Annotated in this window: 17 protein-coding genes; 7 read left to right on the plus strand and 10 right to left on the minus strand. The window is 41.2% G+C overall.

Annotation, left to right across the window (positions count from 1 at the left end; translation table 11 throughout):
* Window positions 1-4: 4 nt before the first annotated feature.
* Genes MB380_RS06470 through MB380_RS06480 form a run of 3 tightly spaced genes read right to left on the minus strand, consistent with a single transcriptional unit; the run spans window position 5 to window position 3,470 of the window.
* The gene (locus MB380_RS06470; RefSeq protein ID WP_253533976.1) at window positions 5-1,909 is read right to left on the minus strand and encodes a hypothetical protein; all 1,905 of its coding nucleotides are present in this window, start codon (window positions 1,907-1,909) and stop codon (window positions 5-7) included.
* A 37-nt stretch (window positions 1,910-1,946) separates the two neighbouring features.
* A complete protein-coding gene (locus MB380_RS06475) occupies window positions 1,947-2,849 on the minus strand; it encodes a DUF58 domain-containing protein (RefSeq protein WP_253533977.1) in 903 nt (300 codons plus the stop codon).
* A gap of 57 nt (window positions 2,850-2,906) precedes the next feature.
* Window positions 2,907-3,470: a septal ring lytic transglycosylase RlpA family protein gene (locus MB380_RS06480; protein ID WP_253533978.1), complete on the minus strand. Its 564-nt coding sequence runs from the start codon at window positions 3,468-3,470 to the stop codon at window positions 2,907-2,909.
* 231 nt (window positions 3,471-3,701) lie between these two features.
* On the opposite strand from MB380_RS06480, the gene MB380_RS06485 reads away from it, so the two are divergent.
* Window positions 3,702-4,052, plus strand: a complete 351-nt coding sequence (locus MB380_RS06485; protein WP_101725322.1) for a DUF3276 family protein — start codon at window positions 3,702-3,704, stop codon at window positions 4,050-4,052.
* A 266-nt stretch (window positions 4,053-4,318) separates the two neighbouring features.
* Window positions 4,319-5,422 (plus strand): redox-regulated ATPase YchF, encoded by a 1,104-nt coding sequence (gene ychF, locus MB380_RS06490; protein WP_101725321.1) that lies wholly within the window; start codon window positions 4,319-4,321, stop codon window positions 5,420-5,422.
* Between the two features lie 104 nt (window positions 5,423-5,526).
* Here the strand turns inward: ychF and mog are convergent, their stop codons facing one another.
* The 4 genes from mog to MB380_RS06510 form a co-directional block, all read right to left on the minus strand.
* On the minus strand, window positions 5,527-6,051 hold the full coding sequence (gene mog, locus MB380_RS06495) for a molybdopterin adenylyltransferase (RefSeq protein WP_101725320.1): 525 nt from the start codon (window positions 6,049-6,051) through the stop codon (window positions 5,527-5,529).
* Between the two features lie 121 nt (window positions 6,052-6,172).
* The gene (locus tag MB380_RS06500; protein ID WP_253533980.1) at window positions 6,173-7,672 is read right to left on the minus strand and encodes an MFS transporter; all 1,500 of its coding nucleotides are present in this window, start codon (window positions 7,670-7,672) and stop codon (window positions 6,173-6,175) included.
* Window positions 7,673-7,697: 25 nt separating this feature from the next.
* On the minus strand, window positions 7,698-8,543 hold the full coding sequence (locus MB380_RS06505) for an SDR family oxidoreductase (protein ID WP_253533982.1): 846 nt from the start codon (window positions 8,541-8,543) through the stop codon (window positions 7,698-7,700).
* A gap of 45 nt (window positions 8,544-8,588) precedes the next feature.
* Entirely contained in the window at window positions 8,589-10,067 is a 1,479-nt protein-coding gene (locus tag MB380_RS06510) for an alpha-amylase (RefSeq protein WP_253533984.1), read from the minus strand.
* A 385-nt stretch (window positions 10,068-10,452) separates the two neighbouring features.
* On the opposite strand from MB380_RS06510, the gene MB380_RS06515 reads away from it, so the two are divergent.
* The 3 genes from MB380_RS06515 (at window position 10,453) to MB380_RS06525 (ending at window position 14,773) form a co-directional block, all read left to right on the plus strand.
* A complete protein-coding gene (locus MB380_RS06515) occupies window positions 10,453-11,421 on the plus strand; it encodes a YihY/virulence factor BrkB family protein (protein WP_253533985.1) in 969 nt (322 codons plus the stop codon).
* Window positions 11,422-11,522: 101 nt separating this feature from the next.
* Window positions 11,523-13,673 (plus strand): catalase, encoded by a 2,151-nt coding sequence (locus tag MB380_RS06520; RefSeq protein ID WP_253533986.1) that lies wholly within the window; start codon window positions 11,523-11,525, stop codon window positions 13,671-13,673.
* A gap of 248 nt (window positions 13,674-13,921) precedes the next feature.
* Window positions 13,922-14,773: an SMP-30/gluconolactonase/LRE family protein gene (locus MB380_RS06525; protein ID WP_253533987.1), complete on the plus strand. Its 852-nt coding sequence runs from the start codon at window positions 13,922-13,924 to the stop codon at window positions 14,771-14,773.
* 75 nt (window positions 14,774-14,848) lie between these two features.
* Here the strand turns inward: MB380_RS06525 and MB380_RS06530 are convergent, their stop codons facing one another.
* Together MB380_RS06530 and MB380_RS06535 are read right to left on the minus strand one after the other, a co-directional pair.
* Window positions 14,849-16,195 carry a RagB/SusD family nutrient uptake outer membrane protein gene (locus MB380_RS06530; RefSeq protein WP_253533988.1) on the minus strand — a complete coding sequence of 449 codons (1,347 nt, stop codon included), beginning with the start codon at window positions 16,193-16,195 and terminating at the stop codon, window positions 14,849-14,851.
* A 71-nt stretch (window positions 16,196-16,266) separates the two neighbouring features.
* Complete coding sequence (locus MB380_RS06535; RefSeq protein ID WP_253533989.1) at window positions 16,267-19,344, minus strand: TonB-dependent receptor; 3,078 nt, start codon at window positions 19,342-19,344, stop codon at window positions 16,267-16,269.
* A gap of 703 nt (window positions 19,345-20,047) precedes the next feature.
* Here MB380_RS06535 and MB380_RS06540 point away from each other — a divergent pair.
* Entirely contained in the window at window positions 20,048-20,680 is a 633-nt protein-coding gene (locus MB380_RS06540; RefSeq protein WP_253533991.1) for a 4'-phosphopantetheinyl transferase superfamily protein, read from the plus strand.
* Between the two features lies 1 nt (window position 20,681).
* On the opposite strand, the gene MB380_RS06545 is transcribed toward MB380_RS06540, so the two are convergent.
* On the minus strand, window positions 20,682-21,518 hold the full coding sequence (locus MB380_RS06545) for a transglutaminase-like domain-containing protein (protein ID WP_253533993.1): 837 nt from the start codon (window positions 21,516-21,518) through the stop codon (window positions 20,682-20,684).
* A gap of 182 nt (window positions 21,519-21,700) precedes the next feature.
* Between MB380_RS06545 and galE the strand changes: the two genes are divergently transcribed.
* The gene (gene galE / locus MB380_RS06550) at window positions 21,701-22,717 is read left to right on the plus strand and encodes a UDP-glucose 4-epimerase GalE (protein ID WP_253533994.1); all 1,017 of its coding nucleotides are present in this window, start codon (window positions 21,701-21,703) and stop codon (window positions 22,715-22,717) included.
* Window positions 22,718-22,769: the final 52 nt, after the last annotated feature.

Below are 22,769 nucleotides of genomic sequence, written 5' to 3' on the forward strand. Positions count from 1 at the left end.
CCTGTTATAGGGTTTCTCCGCGTCCGTTTACTCTTTGTAGTTTTCCTTTTATTGGGTTTGTGTATTCAAGGTAAATATCCTGGGCATTATACTTACCTGCGGGTAAAACCACCACCTCATTTAATACCGCTTTTGAAGCGATAGTTTTGGTAATTGACGTACTATTTTTAGTGTTTTTAATGGTTATTTTAAAACTTTCGCCAATTTCCAGCTTAGATTCAACCGCTGTCAGTTTCAGTATGTTTCCCTGCAGGCGACCCACAGCCGGAAACTGCCCTGTAATAATCTGTTCAGGGTGGGCAAATGCCAGTACTTTGTCGGTTTTTTGCCAAAGGCCATAAACACGGTTTTCGGCTTGCATCTGGTACATTTTAGCAGCCCATTGCCGGTAATTTCCCAAATGCCCCTCTTTTTTTGGTTGTCCGGCACCGTCTCCAAAGTATTCCTGTGCAAAAGGTTTGCCCTCTGGTGCAGAAACGTGCAGGCCGGGTATAAAACTGCCGTTAATCCAGGCTCCTTTTTGGGTAAGACCAATGTTTCCACCTGTTACGTTCGACCATATTAATAGGTTATTAAGCAGTGTATATACTAATGCCGCATGCCATTCTGAAGTAATGCGGTCAATGGGACGGTAGATATTCGTAAACGGATTTGACTCCAGGTCATGTCTCAGAATACCGATGGTTTGGAATGGGTTATTAATGGCATGGATATTCTGAAAATCATCGCCCAGGCCGCAGTCTTTGGCAAGCATTTGAAGCCGGAAGAAAATTTCTGAATAATAGCCCCCAAACTGATTAACTGCATGGTAAAGCTCCGGCTTAAGCCTGTATTCGCCAAATTTGTGCCCTTCATCAATAGAAATTTCATTCCTGCTGCCCGCAGCCGAAAACCGGATAATTTCCCCGCGTTGCGATTCTTCAAAAAAATCGTTCCTTAGAACTCTGTCACCATTAGAATCAACAATAAACCGGCCCTGGGCATCTTTCTGATACATAGGAGTGGTAATGGGCAGGTTCACTTTCGGATAACTGACCATAATGTTATACATCAGGTCTTTACCGCGGAAATAGTTATTGATAATGCCATTGCCTGCCTTGGCCTTAGTTTCATTGTAGCTGTGCTTGGAGTAAGGGAAAAATTTCTTGTCTTGCGGCACTTGGTCTCCATCATAATAATAGCCGCTCTGCCAGTAGGTAAAGCCCTTGTTGGGTGCAAAACTATACAAAATAACCACGTGTTTGGGGTTATCTGCTTTGGCGGCATTGTAATAGCCTTTCAGAAAAGAACTGATTTTCGAGAAGTCGGTTACACCGGCTTCAATATCAAGCATGGTGTATGAAAACGGAACCATTCTGCCTTCAGAGTCAATAGATTGATGTTTAATGGCATTATAGTTTTCAGCACCCAGTTTCTCCAACTCTGTGTGGTTATTCTGCCAGAACAGAAAATCATTGAATAATGCCCATTTATAGCGGTGTTCAGCCGGAACCCCCTTCGATGTATTCAGAAAGCAGTTGTCGAATCCGGTTGCCAGGCCTTTTTGAAGAGCTATAGGCGGCGTATTGCCACTATGATTCAGAAATTCAACACCGTTGCCCCAGAGAAACCGGCAGTTAAATTGAGGTGTCGGCTGGCCGTTGGTATCCGGAAAAACCTCAAAATCTAGTCGATTTTTACCCGCTATGTCATTTGTGCCGCTTATAAGCGAAGGTAGCGAGCGGGTTTCAAATAGAGTAAAGGTGCCGTCAGGAACAATTTCTTCCGGCATAGGAGGCACCGAAACGTCAGCCAGTTCGGTTTTGCTTAATGTAGATTGAACGGGGTCTCCACCGAAAACCTTTCTGTAAATTAAATACGCTGCACCTAACACAGAAGTACCTACAAAGAAACGCCGGCCCGTATTCATGATATTTAAAAGTTAATGGATAGAATCAATGAAAGAATTACTTCATTTTGCCTCTTTTAACCAGAAAAGCAGAAAGAATCTGGTCGAAGCCCTGCGCGATATCAGCCTCAATAAAATCTATTTTATATTGGCCGCATTTCAGGCGCAGGTCGTGGTAAAATTCTTTAATGGCAGCCTGATACTGTATTTTAACCTGCGACGGCTGTACTTTTACCTTCTCACCCGTTTCAAGATCTATAAACTCGTAAGGTCTTTCTTCAAAATTGAAGTCTTCTTCAGTATTCTTGTCGGTTACATGAAACAGCAGCACCTCGTGCAGATTGTGGCGTAAATGCTGCATGGCCGAGAATAGGCGCTCGGTATTGGCAATGTCGTCAAACATATCACTGAAAATAACTACCAGCGAGCGCTTATGGATTTTTTCTGCAATTTCGTGCAGTGTATCAACTACCGATGTCTTTTTGTTCGGTTTGGGTTTCAGGAGAAGCGAGTCAAGGTCAAGAAATAGCTTGTGTATGTGCGAGGCCGTTGATTTTATGGGTGTCTGCAACTCGATTTCGTCAGAGAAGGTAGTTAAACTTACCGCATCACGTTGTTTCTGAAGCATATAAGCAATAGCGCCGGCTGCCATAATACTGAAATTGATTTTACCATTGGTTTTTTCAGGATAATACATCGATGACGACGTATCAATCAGCAGGTGGCACCTCAGGTTGGTTTCTTCTTCATAACGTTTTACATACAGGCGGTCGGTTTTGCCAAATACTTTCCAGTCAATATACCGGGTGCTTTCGCCAGTATTATAAAGGCGGTGTTCCGCAAACTCTACCGAAAACCCATGAAACGGAGATTTATGCAAACCCGTAATGAATCCTTCAACCAGCTGCTTGGCCAGAAACTCAATGCTACCGTATTCGCGTATCTTTACTAAGTCAATCATAATTTCATCCTCATTCAATCAATTATTTTGTAAATTTTCTCTGCGGGCAATTACCGTCTATTTGTGGCCAGTTTTGCTTCTTCTCATGGCTCTTTTCTTATTGGCTGCTCTTGAAGGCTTGCTTAATATAGTTTTGTGCCTGGGTTTCATGGGTACTTTTACTTTGCCATCATGCGGCTCATTGACCATCAAGTCGGCAGAGCTTTTAATCATTGAGCCTGCGCTGGCGATGTACACTTTGTTGTTTTGGCCTACTATGGTTATTTTAACATTAACTACTCCGTGGTGCAACATGTTTAGCCTTCTGGCTGCGGCATGTGTCAGGTCCAGTACTCTTTTTTTTATAAATGGCCCTCTGTCATTAACCCTTACAATACACGAATTATTGTTTGTGAGGTTGGTTACTTCAAGCATAGTACCAAACGGAAGTGTCTGATGTGCACAGGTAAGCATATTTTTTTTAAGAATTTCGCCGTTTGCAGTTTTTTTGCCGTAAAACACATTTTCATAGAAAGATGCTTTACCGAACATTTCGGTACCCAGATAAGACGCCTGGCCTTGTAACAATGTAGAATTAAGCAGAACGAGTAAACACAGAAAGGTTACTGTTTTATGGGTCATTCAGGGTTGAAATTTGATTTTGTACTGCATATATACAAAAATTTCGGCAAGGCTGAAAACAATCAAAAATTTTGTAATGAAATCATAATTAAAATATTTATGTTGAGAATTGCTGATTTGAATTAAAATTAACATTATTTTTGTTTGAAAATCCTAATAAAATATTTTGCATAAAATAATAAAAACCTATATTTGAAAATCATTCTAAACCTCTAAAACTTAACAAGGATTGTGGAAAGAGAAGACAGAGACAAAATTTACTCCAAACGTGTAAGAGCGGGTAAGCGTACTTATTTTTTTGATGTAAGAAGTACCCGTTCAAGTGACTATTACCTGACTATTACCGAGAGTCGTCGTTTTCAGAAAGATGGCGGTTTTGTATTTGAAAAGAGCAAGATGTTTGTTTACAAAGAAGATTTTAACAAATTCCTTGAAGCTTTGCAAGATACGATTGACCACATTAAAACTGAACTGATGCCTGATTTTGACTTCGATCAGTACAAAAACGAGCAGGTTACTGCAGCCGGCGAAGAGACAGACGACTATGCTGCGGGTGGTGGCTCTGACTTGAAATGGGAGTAGTTCCTGACAAATTATCAATTATCAATTTTTGCTGCTGATTCGGTTTTATTTCACTAAACCGGAATCTGTAATTCTCTCTTTTTTTTTGATAATTGCTTTTTGAGTATGGGAGTTAAAGACATTCAGCCTTTGGGAGTCTCTCAAAGGCTTTGCTATTATAGGCCTGTGTCAAATTGTCCTTCCCTTTTGCATTTACTTTTGCCATTTTGATGCTTTTAAAGTAGTTTTGCGCAAAATTTATTCAGACAAAAGTTTAACAAAATTATATGCCTTTACAAGCCGGAATTGTGGGTCTGCCCAATGTTGGGAAATCAACACTTTTTAATGCCGTTTCTAATAGTGCCAAAGCACAGGCAAGCAATTATCGTTTCTGTACCATAGACCCTAACGTGGGTTTGGTTGATGTACCAGACAGCCGTTTAAACAAACTGGCCGAACTCGTAAAACCTAACCGGATAGTGCCTACCCAGATTGAAATTGTAGACATTGCCGGGCTTGTTAAAGGTGCTAGCCGTGGTGAAGGCCTTGGTAACAAGTTTTTGGGAAACATCAGAGAGGTTGATGCCATTATACATGTAATCAGATGTTTTGAAGATGATAACATTCTTCGTGATGAGGGAGACATAAACCCCATAGGCGACAAGGAAATTATAGATACCGAGCTTCAACTGAAAGACCTTGATAGTATTGAGAAGAAAATACAGAAGATTGAAAAGCAGGCCAGAGTAGGTGGAGACGCCAAAGCAAAAGCCGAGTTTGATGTATTAAAGCGGTGCCAGGAATGGCTTTTGCAAGGTAAGAATGTACGCGGACTAGGCCTTGCCAAAGAAGATTTACCAGCTATTGCCGATTTGTTTTTGCTTACCATTAAGCCTGTTTTGTATGTGGCCAATGTTGACGAAGCATCTATGCACACCGGCAATAAGTTTTCTGAGATACTTCAGAAGGTAGCAGATGCCGAAAACGCCCAGATGATTGTGCTGAACAACTCTATTGAAGCGCAGATTACAGAAATGGAAGATCCTGACGATAAAGCCATGTTTCTGGACGAATATGGTCTGAAAGAACCCGGTTTGAACAGGCTTATAAGGTCTGCTTACAAATTACTTACTTTGCGTACTTATTTTACTGCAGGTGTACAGGAGGTAAGAGCCTGGACGATTCAGGAAGGCTGGAAAGCCCCGCAGGCGGCTAGTGTAATACATACCGACTTTGAGAAAGGGTTTATTAAAGCGGAGGTAATTGCTTATGATGATTATGTAAAATACGGCTCTGAGGCTGCCTGCCGTGAGGCCGGGCGCCTACGTATAGAGGGCAAAGAATATGTTGTAGCCGACGGCGACATTATGCATTTCAGGTTTAATGTATAGTCGATTCTTAAGCAGGTTCCGGAACGCCGGAACCTGCTTTGGTTATATCCCATTATCATATAATTACCCTGCTTTTCTTCCTAATTATTACGCCGTTGACTGGTTTAACCCTTCGGACGGAATTCCTTCATTACATCCTGATTACAAACCAGAAAAGGGCCTTCTATCAGGTCTATGCAGTAGGGCACAGCCGGAAAAACAGCGTCGAGACATTGACGAATGGCTCTTGGCTTTCCGGGCAGGTTAATAATCAGGCTTTTGTTGCGTATGCCGGCGGTTTGTCTTGATAATATTGCCGTAGGTACGTATTTCAGGCTTTCCATGCGCATCAGCTCTCCAAAACCCGGCATCATTTTTTGGCATACAGCTTCGGTGGCTTCAGGTGTTACGTCGCGCCTGGCGGGGCCGGTTCCTCCGGTGGTTACTATCAGGCAGCATTCATGCACATCTGCCATTTCAATCAGAGTTTCTGAAATCAGGGCTTGTTCGTCTGGTATTACCTTATAAACCGTTTCAAATTCAGACACCAGATATTCTTTTAGCGTTTCAACTACCGCTTTACCCGGAATATCCTCATAAATACCTGCACTGGCTCTATCAGAAACATTAATCACTCCTATTTTTATCATACCGTTCAGCTAAGTTTTTAATGGCCTAAATTAATATATAAACTAACATATCTAGAAAGATAAGGCAAAATTAAGCCAAATGAATTTGCTTTGCCTGTTATTCAGTCTTCAAAACTTAAGGCTATGTTGGCTTGGATGCTCCGTCTTGTATTGGTTCGGTTTTTTTCTTTCTTATAACAGCCATCAGGTGGTTATGCCAGTTAAGCATATTGCCTACCACAAAATAATCTTTCAGGTTGTTTCTGATGCTGCTTCTCATAATTTTAACTACCAGGTTTTTTTCTACTTCGCCAACTTCTTTTACTCTTACAAGAAACTCTAAGGATAGCAATGCCAGCACAGCACCAATGATAAAAAGGAAGTTCCATTGGTGAAGCGACAAAATTCTGAAAACTTTGTCGAGGCTGGGGCTTGTCCATTCTATTCTGATATTCAAGTGTCGGTTAGCAAAGTAGTCGGCCAGAAAACCACCTATAAGCGGGCCCATAAAAGAAAAAACAGCGGTAACCGAATTTTTAACCGATAGATAGGCAATGGCTTCTTTGCGCGGTGCCAGCTTAAGCCCAATGTTGGTTAGCGAAAGGTTAATGCCCGCCGTTGCAGCGCCCATAAAGGCGTAAATACCCACCAGCAAAGCAAAGTTTGAGGCAAATTCGGTATAAATGCCAACAAAAGACCATGCACCAATGCATATAATGTAAATTGGTGCGCAAATAGATAAAATGGTTTTATTACTGTATCGGTCGGCAAACACACCCCAGCTTCGTATGGTGGCAATGCTGCAAAGCTGGCTTATAATGGTAAGTGTAATAATATATGAAATGCTGTATTTCATGTGGTTCATCAGAAATACAGTAAAAAAGGGTGTGGCAATACTAAGCGAAAATACCCAGAACGAATTAAAAATGAGCAGCCTCAGGAAGTTATTGTCTTTAAGCGGCAGAATAAAAAGCCTGAATACGTTTTCATTACCAAGAAAAGACTTAGGTTCAGGAATGCGCGATAACATTAAAACCCCTGCCAGGCCAATAATACCACCTGCAACAAACATAATACCGTAGGCGTCTAATTCAAATGCCGGGAAGTTATCTTTTACATAATCAATTGCCAGTGCCGTAATCAGGCTCAGGCATACATTCAGCGTTTGCAGATATCCGCTTCGCCTTGAAAAATACGTACCCATTACTTTCTCCGGTATCAGGTCTTTCATCCAGGCATTCCAAGTCAGTCCGGCCATAGATGCAAAAAAGAAATTAAAGAAAAGAAAGAGTATAATAAACTCAATAGAGATGTCGTGCGGAAAAAACAAGGCTATTATACCAATCACCAATATCGGAATACGCCCCATAACAGAAAACAAAACGCTGATGCCACGCCTGTTATTAAAGCGTTTTACGAGCCAGATGGTAATTAACTGCGATATATTAGAGAATGCAGGCAATGCAGCAATGAACCCTATCTGAAGGTTGGTAGCACCCAGAAGCAGGCTCAGGGCGGTAAGAAAGGCGCCACTGGTAAGCACTGTCATGGTTTCAGTGGCCAGCCCTTCTCTGATACTCAGTTTCATGCCGCATTCTATTTCTTTTTCTGTAAGTGTATCTTGTGGTTGTAAATTGAACATGATAATCCGCTTGTGTCATTAAAATTTAGCCATTAACAATTTCTCCGCCATTTACATGAATAACCTGGCCGGTAATGTAGCTGGCATCTTCTGAAGCAAGAAAAACGTAAGCAGGAGCTACTTCAGCAGGCTGGCCTGCTCTTTGCATGGGAGTGTCTTTACCGAATGTCTCTAATGATTCGTCCGGAAAAGTAGAAGTGATAAGTGGTGTCCAGATTGGGCCGGGTGCAACGGCATTCACTCTGATTTTTCTGGAGTTCAGAATACCCGAGAGAGAGCGCGTAAACGAAACTATGGCTCCCTTGGTGGCCGAATAGTCAAGCAGGAATGGGTTGCCTTTATAAGCAGTTACCGACGTAGTATTAATTATTGAGCTTCCTTCTTTCAGATGGGGCAGAGCGGCCTGAACCAGAAATAACTGCGAGAAAATATTGGTGCGGAAAGTCTGAACCAATTGTGGCTCTTTGATATTCTCTATTTCTGTCTGGGGATACTGAACAGCCGCATTATTGACCAGGATGTCTACGGTACCCCAGGTTTTAATTACTTTGTCTATGATTTTTCTGCAGTTTTTCTCAATACTGATATCAGCACTTACAATAATGGCTTCACTTCCTTTTTCTTTTACCAGCTTGCGTGTTTCTTTAGCGTCTTCGATGTCTTTTCGGTAAACGATGGCAACTTTTGCTCCTTCGCGGGCAAAAGCCACACAAATGGCTCGACCAATGCCGCTGTCTCCACCTGTTACAATGGCAACTTTACCTGCCAGTTTCTGAGGTTGTCTGTCATATTCTCTTTCAAAAACAGGCTTGTGTTTCATTTCTGCCTCGCCTGAGGCATTTGAGTCGATTTTTTTCTTTGAAGATTTCATAGTAAATGTGTGAATTTTAATTGTTTTAATTATTCCTCAGCAAACTTATTCGTTGGCAATCCAGACAGCTGCGCTTTCGGCACCAACGCCAAACTCCCCGTTTCCTGCTTCATCAATATAAACCGCCTGCGCATCGTCTCTCAGCAAATCAATAAATCTTTTGCCTGCATACTGCATACCCACATGCATAGTTTTTACGGCCTCTCCGGCGTTTGACAATAAAACCACGCAACCACTTTGGCCATTAGCCCCTTCTCTTGTCCAACCCACGCAATGGGCGTCGTCAAAATAATCATGTTGTGGTCCGTAAGCATATTTTTGTCTTGCATATAATAATTTTTCCAAGGCTGTAATTTTGGGCATTACTGCCTGTTTTTCTTCGCCTTCATGGTTTACATGGGTATAGCAGGTGCCATACAGATCGCAGTAAAAAACACAGGGATGCCCTTCCTGTCTTAGCAATATCAAGCTGTAGGCTAATGGTTTAAACCATGCATCAACCGGAGACTCAAGACTTTGAAATGGCTGAGTATCATGGTTTTCAACAAAGGTTATTGCCAGGTCTGGTTGCCTGCTAACCAGAGAATTGCCAAATATATGGCGCATATCATAGTTACTGCCTTCTATTGAGGCGGTATGAAAATTATAATGCAGCGGAGCATCAAATAACTGAATAGCCGCACCGGTTGCCTCAATGTATTTCTCTAGTACATCAACCGTACCCGACGTCCAGAATTCACCTATCACAATTAAATCCGGCTTTACTTGGGTTTTCATGTAGCTGAGCCATTCATTATAAAAATGGGGGCTTATGTGTTTCAGGGCGTCAAGCCTTACTCCGTCAAACCTTACCGTTTCAAAATACCATTTACCCCAGCGTTTCAATTCATCCAGTACAGCCGGGTTTCTCGATTCAATATCAGAGAACATCAGGTAATCAAAATTTCCTTTTTCTTCGCCCACCACTTCTTCCCAGGTATCGCCATACTCATTTATTATTTTGTAAATGCCTCTTTCACCACTTTCTGTATCATGGTCAATGCCAGTAAAGCAGTGGTAGTCCCACACGAAGTCGGAGTATTTTTTGTTTCTGCCCGGAAATAAAAACTTAGTATCTGCTTCAATTTCTACAGGCTCTTCAATAAAAACATTCCTGTTTTCAGGGTCTACCTTTCTGGCCATAATTTTTTCTTTTTCATCTCCGCCTCCCATATGATTAAGCACAACATCAACCAAAACCCTTATTTTGTGCTTTTGTAGGTTTTCAATTGCGGCAATATATTCTTCTCTGGTGCCGTATTTGGTGCGTATGGTTCCCTTTTGGTCAAACTCTCCCAAATCGTAGATATCATAAACGTCGTAGCCTTCGGAAGAAGACCCACTTACGCCCTTAAAGGCAGGGGGGAGCCAAATAGTATCAATACCTAATTCTTTAAATGTTTCTACCTCAGTACCAACTTTGTTCCACAGCGAACCATCATTCGGGTAATACCATTCAAAAAACTGCATCATTACCTGATTCATAAGTACATTTCTTTTTTGATTTTGATGTTGTTATGCAATGGCATTTGAGCGGCCAGCCATGCGCTAAGCCAGATATTAACCTACCTGCATGCCACCAATACAGGTTTAAAAATCTATGCAAGGCTAAATACCTGTTGTGGGCATTAGGGTATTTTATCTGCCAATGGTCTGGTTTTTCTTCTACAAGGTAATTTTACTTCATTTTTTTAGCTCCAACACATCTTTTGGTTTTCAGGATATGTAGATGTTTTTACGTTTGGGTATGAAGAGAGTCAGGAAGGTGCGCAAGTAATTCCACAAAACAGGTTTGGTGTGAAATTTTTGTGTTTGACTACATTAAACGTCAATACTCTGAGTAAGGGTATTGGTATGCCAAAAATTTAATATGAGTAATACTAAAGCAAGTCCAAAAAATTTGTGGCTCATTACCAGAAAATCGTTTGAAGCCTGGAACGCCGCCGACCCATTCAGGCAGAGTGCCATTATTGCTTATTATGCTATTTTTTCCATACCCTCATTGCTGGTAATAGTTGTGGCGGTGGCAGGGCTTGTATTTGGGAAAGAGGCTGTACAGGGCGAAATCTCAAACCAGGTAAGTGCAGCAATGGGCGCCGACACAGCCCGCCAGCTGGAAGACATCATTGCAAAAGCCGGAGAAAGAAAAAGCTCCATAGTGGCTACTATTATTGGAGTTATTTCGCTGATACTTGGCGCGCTGGGAGTATTTCTTCAATTGCAGACATCGCTGAACCAGATATGGGAAGTTAAAATAAAGCCGCAGTTAAAGGGGAAAGAAAAATGGCTGAAACTGGCCAAAGACAGACTTTTTTCATTTGGTCTCATCATTTCAATTGGTTTTTTGCTTCTGGTGTCTCTGGTGCTTACTACGGCACTTGCCGCTTTCAGCACCTGGATAAAGTCTCATCTGCCAGATTTTACTTTGTTTCTGTTACAATTCATCAATTTTTTTATATCGTTTGCTATCATCACCGTGCTTTTTGCACTTATGTTTAAAATTCTGCCAGATGCCCGGATTAAATGGAAAGATGTCTGGATTGGCGCCATGGTTACTGCTTTGCTTTTTTCATTGGGTAAGTTAGGTCTTGGGTTTTATTTCGGTAAGGCAGAGCCGGGCTCAACCTACGGTGCGGCTGGCTCTATCATTCTGGTTATGTTGTGGGTTTCTTATTCATGCATGATTGTGTTTTTTGGTGCAGAATTTACCAAGCAATATGCCACGCATTTCGGCAGGGGAATTGAACCGAATAAAGACGCCATATTAATTGAATTAACGGAAGAAGAGGAATTGCTGATTGAGAAAAGTATAAAAACCCAGAGAATAAACGGGAAATAAAACTGTGTACTGAACCTATAAGAAGAATAGGTAACAGGAGTAAAAAGAATGATTTTGAGTTCGGAATTATAACCATTTTAACAATTTAAAAAACAATAGCCATGAAAGATTCTGACCAGCCCGTTGATAATAAAAAAACCGAGCAATTACGCATTCATAGCGCCGATGCTACCAACCAGACCATGACAACCAATCATGGCTTGCCTGTTAATGACGACCAGAACTCGCTGAAAACAGGCGATAGAGGTGCTACCTTGCTGGAGGATTTTATTCTGCGTGAAAAAATTACCCATTTTGACCACGAGCGTATCCCTGAACGTGTAGTACATGCCCGGGGTGCGGCGGCGCATGGGTATTTTCAGGTCTATGAGTCAATGGCTGAATACACCAAAGCTCATTTCTTGCTGGACCCTGGCTTAAAGACCCCTGTATTTGTAAGGTTTTCAACGGTGGCGGGGTCGAGGGGCTCATCAGATATGGCCAGAGACGCAAGAGGGTTTGCCGTGAAATTTTATACCGAGCAGGGTGTATATGACCTGGTTGGTAACAATATACCGGTGTTCTTTATTCAGGACGCCATGAAATTTCCGGATCTTGTTCATGCGGTTAAACCAGAGCCGCATAACGAAATTCCGCAGGCTGCGTCGGCTCATGATACATTCTGGGATTTTATCTCTCTGATGCCCGAAAGTATGCACATGATAATGTGGGTAATGAGCGATAGGGCGATTCCGAGAAGTTATCGCATGATGGAGGGTTTTGGGGTACACACTTTTAGATTCGTAAATGCAGAAGGTAAGGCGCATTTTGTGAAGTTTCATTGGAAACCACTTTTAGGCGTACATTCTGTATGCTGGGATGAAGCCCAGAAAATCTCTGGTAAAGACCCTGATTTTCATCGCAGGGATTTATGGGAAGCAATTGAGAACGGCGCTTTTCCGGAGTGGGAGCTGGGTGTGCAGATAATACCAGACGAGGATGAGTTTAAATTTGAAATTGACCTGCTTGACCCCACCAAAATAATACCTGAAGAATTAGTGCCTGTTAAGAGAATTGGGAAAATGGTATTGAACAGGAATCCCGATAATTTCTTTGCAGAAACAGAACAGGTGGCTTTTCACCCGGGTAATGTTGTTTCCGGAATTGATTTCACGAACGACCCTCTGCTGCAAGGCCGTTTGTTTTCATACACCGATACGCAACTCATCAGGCTAGGCGGCCCCAATTTTCATGAGATACCAATTAACAGGTCTGTGGTACCGGTTCATAATAATCAGCGTGATGGTTTTATGAAACAAACCATCAATAAAGGCAGGGTGAGTTATAATCCTAATTCTTTGGCTGGTGGTTGTCCGTTTCAGGCAAAAGCGGCAGAGGGCGGTTTTCAAAGTTTTACGGAAAGAATTGACAGTAAAAAGATAAGAAGCAGAAGCAAAAGCTTTTTAGACCATTTTAGCCAGGCAACTTTATTTTATGAAAGCCAGTCTGAGCCTGAAAAACAACACATTGCCAATGCACTGAAATTTGAACTGGGCAAGGTTGAGACAATTGAAATACGGCAAAGAATGCTTGGTTTGTTATCTAAGGTCAATAAAAAACTGGCCAAAACAGTGGCAGACGGGCTGGGCCTTCCGGTACCTGAAATACTGGAAGAACCTATGAATCATAGTATACCTGCTGACGCAGACCCACAAGACTATCAGCCCATTTTTACTAACTCGCCAATCAGCAAATCTGCTGCGTTGAGCATGAGCAATACCATTAAAGATACTATAAAGACCAGACAAATTGCGCTTTTGGCTGCTGATGGATTTGATGCAAAATCATTAACTGATATTAAGAAAACCCTGGAAAAAGAAGGCGCGAAAGCATCAATAGTTGCGCCAAAACTCGGCATTATCAAAAGCAATGAGGGTAAAGAACTGAAGGTAGACCAAAGCCTGCTGACAGCAGCTTCTGTACTGTTTGATGCAGTTTACATAGCAGACGGCACAAAATGTGTGGAAGCCTTATTGGAAGAACCAGAAGCTATTGAATTTATAGAAGAAGCCTACAAGCACTGCAAGCCCATAGCCACCAAAGGCAAAGGGGTGGAACTGCTACGAGCAACCAGAATAATAATGAAAGAACTGGCAAAGGAGATTAATCCGCTATCCGGCTTGTTAATTAACCAGTCTGATGAAGAATTAGTAAACGCTATTGCACAGCACAGGTTTTGGGAAAGAGAAAAGAAAGACAAACACCTTAACTGATTTTAAAGCGAAAGTTTAATTTATTGGCACAGGCAATGCAGTTGCGTTCTGTTTTTAATGCGTATGGTTTGTCGTTAACGGCAGGCCATGCGCTTTTATATTTAATTAAAATTATTAGTGTGGCAGGGTTGTCTGAAGTTTATTCATATTTTTACAAAAGCATCTATTCAAATTTTTAGTCGTAAAAAATGAAAAACAAATCACAAAGAAGCCTAGCTGTAATAATGTGCCTAACAACATCTATAGCTATGGAAACATTCAGCCAGCAATCTGGTATAATTGCCGACGGGGCAAAACCACAATTGGTTTCTAATCAGTTTTCGTTTACAGAAGGGCCTGCGTCAGACAAAAAAGGCAATGTGTTTTTTACCGACCAGCCCAACAACAAAATCTGGAAGTATGATACAGACGGTAAGCTATCAGTTTTTTTAGATAATGCCGGCCGCTCTAACGGCACCTACTTTGATAAGAAAGGTAACCTTATTACCTGTGCCGATGAACATAATGAAATATGGTCGATAAGCCCGGATAAAAAAGTAACGGTCTTACTGAAAGGTTATCAGGGGCATGTGTTTAACGGGCCAAATGATTTATGGATTGATAAAAAAGGCGGTATGTATTTTACTGACCCGTATTATCAGCGTAATTACTGGGAAAGAAAAAGCCCTGATGCCGGTATAAACGGAGAGAAGCTCTACTATTTACCCAAAGGAAAGAAAGAGGCTATTCTGGTTGACCCCGAAATAAAGAAACCTAATGGATTGATAGGTACACCAGATAATAAATACCTGTATGTATCTGATATGGGTAACCGCGCTATTGTTAGATATAATATAAATGCGGATGGCACATTGACTAACAAGACAGAGTTTGCCAAAGATTTGTCAGATGGAATGACAATAGATAATCAGGGTAATGTGTATCTGGCGGGCAGGGGAGTTAGTGTTTATAACCCGGAAGGAAAGAAAATTGAGCAGATTGACATATCTGCCAAATGGACAGCCAATGTTTGTTTTGGTGGTAAAAACAAAGATATTCTTTTTATTACTGCCTCTGAGTCAGTATTTGTATTACCCATGAAAGTGAAAGGGGTGAATTGAAAATTCGGTAAAAGCCAGTATTTATAAAAATAGCGGACGCTTGCGCCCGCTATTTTTATAAATTGATATTTGAGATTAATAACCCGGATTCTGAACCAATGATTTATTGGTATCTATTTCGCGTTGCGGAATAGGAATAACCAGTTTGTTATCACTGTAAGTAAGGCCGGCAACGCCACCTTTGGTGCGTTTTACGTCATGTATCTGTTCTCCTTCAAAAGCCAGCTCCAGTTTACGTTCTTTCAAAACATCTGTTACCGAAACTGTTGTAAGTGGCGTTGCGCCTGCTCTGCTTCTGATGAGGTTAACATCACTTAGTGGTGTTGCCCCAACTGTGGTTCCTAAACGAAGGTTAGCCTCAGCACGAATCAGATATACTTCAGCCAGACGTATTACAGATACATCGCCATACTGGTCAAGGTGTTTTCCTGTATAAGTATTATTTGAAGCTCTCACAAAATAAGTACCTCTTGTATCACCGGCGCCATAAAGGTTAAGGAAAGGGCTCAGTACACGAATATCACCACGACCCTGATAAGAAGCTGGTGCATAGTACGTATTCAGGCTGTTGGTACCGTCCTGGTCTGTAACTATGATTCTGAAAATAACTTCACTATCATTAGTTGCATCCCTGAACGCTTCTTGAAAAGTAGGGGTTAATGAAAACTGGCCACCGCTTATTACTTTGTTTGCCGCATCACGAGCTTCAGCATATTTACCTTGTTGCAAATAAACTCTTGCTAATATAGCCTGAGCCGCACTTTTTGAAGCAAAACCTGTGTTTTGGGGATTACCAAGCAAGCTTTCTGCTTTTGTAAGGTCTTCAATTACCTGAGCATAGATAGCAGCAACAGTAGCTCTTGGGCGGTAATCTATTTCAGTAATACCACGGGTTGGGGTGGTAACTAACGGAACACCCAGGTTAGTAGCAGGGTCGCCGTCTGCCCAGGCTTTTGCCCAAAGTCTTACCAGGTCAAAATAAACCAGACCACGTATAAATCGTGCTTCACCCTCAACCGAAGCCTTTTTAGATGTCTCTACTTTATCTAATGCCGATAAAACGTTATTGGTAATATTAATTGCGTTATAACTCTGTAACCAGGTAGCCTGCGTTTGAGAGTTGGTCGTGGTAAAAGTTTTGCGCCACAATTCGTCTAAGGTAACAAATGTTCCGGCAAAACGCATTTCTGTAGGTTCAGCGCCCAGCAAATCACCTGAGTACTGCATTGCACCACCATAAACGTTGCTGCTGCTAATGGCATCATAAGCACCAGTAAGCGTAACTTCAACAGCCTGCGAGTTTGCCAGCGCCTCCGTTTCTTCAATGGTGGCAGTAGGCAATACGTCCAGCTTTTTGTCACAGCTTGCCAGAAAAGCTACTGTGGCAAAGGTAAAAACCCAATTTTTTATATTTTTATTCATTTTATTTTCTGATTGCTTTATTTAATAAATTAAATTACTGCATTCTGTTTCGTTAAATGCTGAAAAAGAAATTAGAAATTGATTGTTAAACCACCCGTAATAGTTTTTGCCTGAGGAGTGGTGTAAAAATCATAACCCAAAGCAATGTTAGACACAACGTCATCGGCATTTACTTCAGGGTCCCAACCAGAATATTTGGTGAATGTCAACAAGTTCTGGCCGGTCACATATAACCTTACATTGCTTAGTTTTACTTTATTAATTAAAGATTTTGGCAGGTTGTAAGCCAGCGTTACGTTACGAAGGCGTATAAATGAACCATCTTCAATAAAGCGACTTGATGCCTGCGCACCGTTGTTAAAGAACAAACGTGCCTGAGGCACTTTTGTATCACGGTTTTCAGGTGTCCATGCTGCCAGCTGGTTAACAGTCTGGTTATCTTCATAACGGCCATTAGCAGAAGAGAAACGACCTACTCCGTAGAAATTTAGTTTATTACCAAAAACACCATTAAAGAATACGCTCAACTCAATGCCTTTATAGCTGAAAGTATTGGTAATACCACCTATCCATTTAGGTAGTGGGCTGCCAACTACAACGCGTTGAGCCTGTGAGTAAACATTAGTAGTTGATCTGTCTAATGTTCCGTCTGCATTTTTAGTGTTTTTGTAGAAGAGTGCATCTCCGTTGGCAGGGTCAACACCTGCATACTCTACAGTATAGAATACACCCAGCGGCTGGCCTTCTACAGCGCGGCTCATATTGCTCAAACCGCCCTCAATTACCTGTCCTTGCAAGCTGGTAATTTCGTTTTTATTGGTAGAGGCATTGATGCTCGTTTTCCATTTAAATTGCCCTACAAAGTTTTCGGTATTCAACACAAATTCAAAACCTTTGTTGGTTAAAGAGCCTACGTTTTTACGTTGTACCGCAAAACCTGACGTACCAGGTACGTTTACGTTCAGTAACAAACCGGTAGTCTTTTTCTCGTAATAATCAATTTCTCCATTGATTCTGTTTTTAAACAAACCAAAGTCTAAACCAATATCAACCTGTTGGGTTTCCTCCCAGCGTAGGTTAGGGTTTGCTAATTGTAATGGACGCTGGCCTGGTAAGGTGCCATAACCTGCATCGCCGGTAAATAAGCCCAAATGATCAAAATTGCCAATTTCAGCATTACCAGTTAAGCCCCAGCTACCGCGGATTTTCAGGAAGCTAAGCGCATCGCTGTTTTTAAGGAAGCCTTCTTCTGAAAGAATCCAGCCTGCTGATACCGCAGGGAAGAAACCATAGCGGTTATCTTTACCAAAGCGAGAAGAAGCATCAGTACGTGCGCTCAGACCCAACAAATATTTTTCGTTGAATTTGTAATTGATACGTGCAAAATATGACAAGAAGTTATAAGCTGCCTCAGAAGAGCTGGCGTCTGTTTTTCTGGCAGCACTGGCAATCATGCGGTAGGCGTCAGATGGAAAATCTTTTCCTTCTGCTGCAACCGTTTTTCTGAGCGAACTCTGGAACGACATACCAGCAGTGGCATCTATTGAATGAACGCCAATTGTTTTGTCAAACACAAAGTAATTGTTGGTGTTGTAGTTTTCAACTCTTACAAACCTATTATAACCATAGCCAAGCGGAGCGCTAAAGTTACGTTGGGTTTTGCTGTTATAGTATTGTTCTTCCTGTTGGTTCAATAAATCTACTGCCAATTCAGAACGGAATCTCAGTCCATCAAAGAATTTATACTCACCAAATACATTACCAATATTACGATGCACCGTAGTGTTATAATAGGCATTGCCAATATTGATAAGGGCATTGTAATAAACCGGAATATTGATGTCTCCGGGAGGCATACCTACCGGTAAACCTGTATCAGGGTCAGTAGCAGGAGTCATCGGAGGAAGCGCCACCAACTGTTGAGGGTTGTCAAACTGGCGGTCGCCTGATACACGCTCGTTAAGTGTGCGGGTCATGCTCATGTTCATTCCCACCGATAATTTGTCAGTTACCTTATGAGATAGATTCATACGACCCGACATCCGTCCGAATGCGTTTCCGGCAAGAATACCTTTCTGGTCAAACAACTGACCAGAGATAAAGATGGTAGTTTTCTCAGAACCTCCGGTAATGCTCAGGTCATACTGTTGCATCGGAGCATCCTGATATGCCAGGTCGGCCCATTTCGTATCAGCTTGTTTGGCAGTTCCTAAGGTACCCAGGCTTTGGGTAACAAAGAAGCTTTCCATATAAGAAGTATAAGAATCAGGGTCGCTTGCTTCATATCCGTCAATGGCGTCTGAGTTGGCAGCTGCCATGCGGTAAAAATCCATATATTGCTTGGTGTTCAGGAACTGCAACACATTGGTTGGTTTGCTTTTTCCATATAGCATACCAAACGAAACGCTGGTTTTTCCGGCCTTACCTTTTTTAGTTGTAATAAGTACCACACCATTGGCAGCACGCGCACCATAAATAGCACCTGCAGAAGCATCTTTAAGGATTTCGATAGACTCAATGTCTTGTGGGTTGATGTCTACCAAAGGGTTAGTTGTACTGGTTGAGATGGCTTGGCTTTCTTGCGTAAGCGGGATACCATCCAATACATAAAGTGGCTGATTAGATGCACCAACCGACGACTGACCGCGAACCCGAACCTGAATACCCTGGCCCAATTTACCGGTACCCTGGTTTATCTGTACACCGGCGGCCTTACCCTGGATACTTTGCTCAAACGTTGTAGCAGGTACATCAGCAATTTCAGCAGCTTTTATTTTGGCAATATTACCTGTCAAATCACGCTTGATTTGTGAACCATAACCGGTTACAACCACTTCGTTCAAATCTTTAGTAGTTGGTACAAGATTAAAATCAACAATTCTGCGATTATTAATCGGTTGTTCAAGCGAGGCAAAGCCAATAAAGCTGGCCTGTAGTGTACCATTAGCCGGAACTGAAATTTTGTAGGTTCCGTCTATGTTGGTTGTTGTACCCCTTGTTGTACCTTTAACTGTAATCGAAACACCTGGTAGCGGACTACCGTCTTCGGTAGACGTAACTTTTCCCGTTACATCTACATCTTGCGCATTTCCCCAAAATGAAATAAAGAGGAACAGGCAGCCTAATGAAACCCGTAAAAGTTTGTTCATTCGTATTTAGTTTGTTATAGATTAATTAAAGTGATTAAAAATAAATTAAAATTGCATATATACCTCAAAACATGAGTCAAAATAGCTAATAAATGATGATAAATCATTTATTGTACAAGACAAACTTTATAAAGTACAAAAATAAGGCGTGATAAAAAATGAATTAACTACAGATATAAGTAGCGGTACCGAAGCTTAGATGAAACTGGTGATTTTTAATTTTCATAGGTCAGATAATTTATAGTATTAGTTTAGTTTTAAAAAATTACCGCAAACTTTACAAAACATTTATTTGCTAAAACAAGACTTAAAGAAAATCATTGCTTAGTCAAAAGACGAAAGTTTAAAAGATTATGCTGTATTTCAGACATACAATTTTAGAAAATTTTGTGAATTCACAAAAAACTTCTTATAATCTGACAACGAATTCTTTATTTGCTGCAATATTTCGGCCTTTTATTGTTTAAAATAAACCACGGGGTTTAAAGTCTGGCCCGGGTGGTTTTACCACATTAAAGGTGAGTAAGTTTATTAATTGCCTGTTAATATCTGCTTTTTTTTCAATTCTGAAGGGGATGTTTTTTTTATCAGCCAGAAATTAGATGCCTGTAAGCAAATGTAAAAAAATATTTCAAATCAAACTCTGGTTTTCAGTTTATTCATTTATTTGCGGCTTTTTCGCCAAAACCACTCATTTTTATATATGGCCATTGTTAAGGAAAAGCAATACAGCAATGAATCATTTCTGGCTGTCTGGAAGATAGAAGAGTCGCATGATGAGCTGCAAGCTTTGTTACCCTCTGAAATATTGACCGATGCCGAATTGGCAGGCATTAGCCATGCCCAAAAGCAAATTGAGTTTTTTTGCAGCCGGTTAACTATTAAGTATCTGACAGACAAACTGGGAATTGAGTATCTGGGTATTAAAAAGGATCAATATGGTAAGCCTTTTCTGGTTGGAGCTGATTGGCAGTTTTCATTAACGCATACTGCTGAATACGTGGCTGTGGTAATGCATAAATACCTGCCATTGGGCATTGATATGGAACACCCAAGCGAAAAATTGCTGAAAATTGCCCACAAGTTTCTGTCAGATGCCGAAAGGGCCGATGCTGCTGGTAATCTGGATAAACTTTGTATTTACTGGTCGGCAAAGGAGGCGCTTTATAAATTGTATGGTAAGCGCAAGGTAATTTTTAACGATAACCTGCTGATAGCACCTTTCAGTATCAATCAGCAGGTTATTAATGGCAGGCTCAAGATTAATGAAATAGACCAGACATACCAGATATTTGTAGAGAAAATAGACAAATACTATCTGGTAGCTGTGTGTTAATTTATTCGGTCAGGAGCTTTAGTACATTTTCTATTTCCTGCGCTCGTTCTACATCCGATACTTTCTCAAACGACACAATCAGGTTTCTCAATACTCTGCACACAATATCAAGGTTAGTGCAGGGCTGATAAAAGCTATCTTGTGGCAGCAAGTGCATTTGTTTAATGTAGTTGCTGATATCAATCTTAGAAAATATTAACCCCCTGTTAAATACATTTATATAAAACTGTATCTGTGGGTTTTTATAGGTCAGTACAAACAAACTGGGTAAATTTACACCGCTTACCGGCATGCCCAGCCGCTTGGCCAGTAACATATAGATGATACAAAGCGAAATCGGGTTGCCTTTGCGTTGTTCAAAAACCTGATTCAACATAGAGTTGGCCGGAGAATGAAAGTTCTTCGTATTGGCCTGAAACTTATACTTATCAAAAAACACCTGATTCAATATCCTTACCTGATCGTGCGGGTGCAAATCGTCCCTGAATTCCAGCCAGGTATCAAAATAAATATCGTTCAGGCTCTGGCGCAATTTTTCAAGACTGATATCAGGATACTGATACGTTGCCACAATCCACATACCTTCCAGCAAATCCTGGTGCCCGTTATTTTTCCAATCTACTAATCTGGTAACTAATAAGTTGTATTGCAAGTCATGAATAAGGTCTTCAATTTTCTTTTGCAACACCGGATTCAACCCGTTTTCCTGCCAATGGTCTTCCAGCAAAGGAATCACCGCGCCACCAATCGTTCTCAATTGTTTTTCTACATGCTGTACTACTTCCATATCCTCATCGTCGAGAAGTGTTACCAGCGCCTTTATTTCTGATTCTTTCATACCTGCTCCGTTACGGCTTTAAATAGCTGACAGTCAGTGTGCTAACTGCTATGCTACGGCCATGTTAAAACTTCAAACCTCAAAATTTTCTAATTCCACCTCTAAATTCATACTTTTGCCAAAAAAACAAATAGTTTTGCTAAAAAACTTTTTCAAAAACTTTAACAGGATAATTTAAGCTTATGAAAATCTTAGTTACCGGCGGTGCCGGATTTATTGGCTCCCACACAGTAGTTGAACTGGTGAACGCCGGTTATGACCCTGTTATTATTGATAATTTCAGCAATTCTGAAAAAACCATGCTGCAAGGCCTGGAAAAAATACTGGATAAGTCTGTAAAGTATTATGAAAACGACTGTAACGATATAGCATCTCTTGAAAAGATTTGTGCAGAAGAAAATATTGAAGGAATCATCCATTTTGCTGCCTATAAAGCCGTAGGTGAGTCGGTGCAGCAACCGCTTAAATATTATGAAAACAACATAGGCTCAACCCTTAATGTACTGGAGGTGATGCTGAAACTGAATATCAAGAACCTTGTGTTTTCATCGTCATGTACGGTATATGGCCAGCCAGATTCAATACCTGTAACAGAAGATACGCCGCGTAAGCCAGCGGCATCGCCTTATGGCAACACTAAAACTATCTGTGAAGACATACTTCGGGATACGATAGCAGCAGGTAATGCTTTAAAAATTATATCATTACGTTATTTTAACCCTATTGGTGCGCACCCTTCTGCTCATATCGGCGAGCTGCCAAGAGGCGTACCTGGCAACCTTGTTCCGTTTATTACACAAACAGCTATAGGCAAAAGAGAGAAACTGACTGTTTTCGGGAACGACTACGATACCCCCGATGGTACCAACGTAAGAGACTTTATACATGTGGTTGATTTAGCAAAGGCGCACGTTTCGGCATTAAAATTGCTTTCAGAGAAACAAGATAATTTTTATGAGGTATTTAATGTAGGTACAGGCCGTGGAAATACTGTATTAGAGGTTATAAAAGCCTTTGAAAAAGTGAATAATGTAAAACTGAATTATGAGATAGGGCCGCGCAGGGCCGGAGACGTAGAGAAAATATACGGAAGTGTTGAGAAAGCTGAAAAACTAATGGGCTGGAAAACCGAGAAGTCGTTGGAAGAAAGCGTGGAAGATGCCTGGCGTTGGGAAAAGAAAATAGCTGAAAACAAATAATGCCATGTACTACAACGCCGGTAGTTAACCTATTTGCCGGCCATTTGTAATA

It is taken from the genome of Emticicia sp. 21SJ11W-3 (assembly GCF_024138715.1).
In the GTDB taxonomy this organism is placed as follows: Bacteria; Bacteroidota; Bacteroidia; order Cytophagales; family Spirosomataceae; genus Emticicia; species Emticicia fluvialis.

What these genes read in the sequence shown, in the direction of transcription:
- MB380_RS06530 (WP_253533988.1), bottom strand. Translation starts at nt 16,195, where the DNA reads ATGAATAAAAATATAAAAAATTGGGTTTTTACCTTTGCCACAGTAGCT.
- MB380_RS06520 (WP_253533986.1), top strand. Translation starts at nt 11,523, where the DNA reads ATGAAAGATTCTGACCAGCCCGTTGATAATAAAAAAACCGAGCAATTA.
- ychF (WP_101725321.1), top strand. Translation starts at nt 4,319, where the DNA reads ATGCCTTTACAAGCCGGAATTGTGGGTCTGCCCAATGTTGGGAAATCA.
- MB380_RS06535 (WP_253533989.1), bottom strand. Translation starts at nt 19,344, where the DNA reads ATGAACAAACTTTTACGGGTTTCATTAGGCTGCCTGTTCCTCTTTATT.
- MB380_RS06505 (WP_253533982.1), bottom strand. Translation starts at nt 8,543, where the DNA reads ATGAAATCTTCAAAGAAAAAAATCGACTCAAATGCCTCAGGCGAGGCA.
- MB380_RS06510 (WP_253533984.1), bottom strand. Translation starts at nt 10,067, where the DNA reads ATGAATCAGGTAATGATGCAGTTTTTTGAATGGTATTACCCGAATGAT.
- galE (WP_253533994.1), top strand. Translation starts at nt 21,701, where the DNA reads ATGAAAATCTTAGTTACCGGCGGTGCCGGATTTATTGGCTCCCACACA.
- MB380_RS06470 (WP_253533976.1), bottom strand. Translation starts at nt 1,909, where the DNA reads ATGAATACGGGCCGGCGTTTCTTTGTAGGTACTTCTGTGTTAGGTGCA.
- MB380_RS06525 (WP_253533987.1), top strand. Translation starts at nt 13,922, where the DNA reads ATGGAAACATTCAGCCAGCAATCTGGTATAATTGCCGACGGGGCAAAA.
- MB380_RS06480 (WP_253533978.1), bottom strand. Translation starts at nt 3,470, where the DNA reads ATGACCCATAAAACAGTAACCTTTCTGTGTTTACTCGTTCTGCTTAAT.
- MB380_RS06515 (WP_253533985.1), top strand. Translation starts at nt 10,453, where the DNA reads ATGAGTAATACTAAAGCAAGTCCAAAAAATTTGTGGCTCATTACCAGA.
- MB380_RS06540 (WP_253533991.1), top strand. Translation starts at nt 20,048, where the DNA reads ATGGCCATTGTTAAGGAAAAGCAATACAGCAATGAATCATTTCTGGCT.
- MB380_RS06475 (WP_253533977.1), bottom strand. Translation starts at nt 2,849, where the DNA reads ATGATTGACTTAGTAAAGATACGCGAATACGGTAGCATTGAGTTTCTG.
- MB380_RS06545 (WP_253533993.1), bottom strand. Translation starts at nt 21,518, where the DNA reads ATGAAAGAATCAGAAATAAAGGCGCTGGTAACACTTCTCGACGATGAG.
- mog (WP_101725320.1), bottom strand. Translation starts at nt 6,051, where the DNA reads ATGATAAAAATAGGAGTGATTAATGTTTCTGATAGAGCCAGTGCAGGT.
- MB380_RS06500 (WP_253533980.1), bottom strand. Translation starts at nt 7,672, where the DNA reads ATGTTCAATTTACAACCACAAGATACACTTACAGAAAAAGAAATAGAA.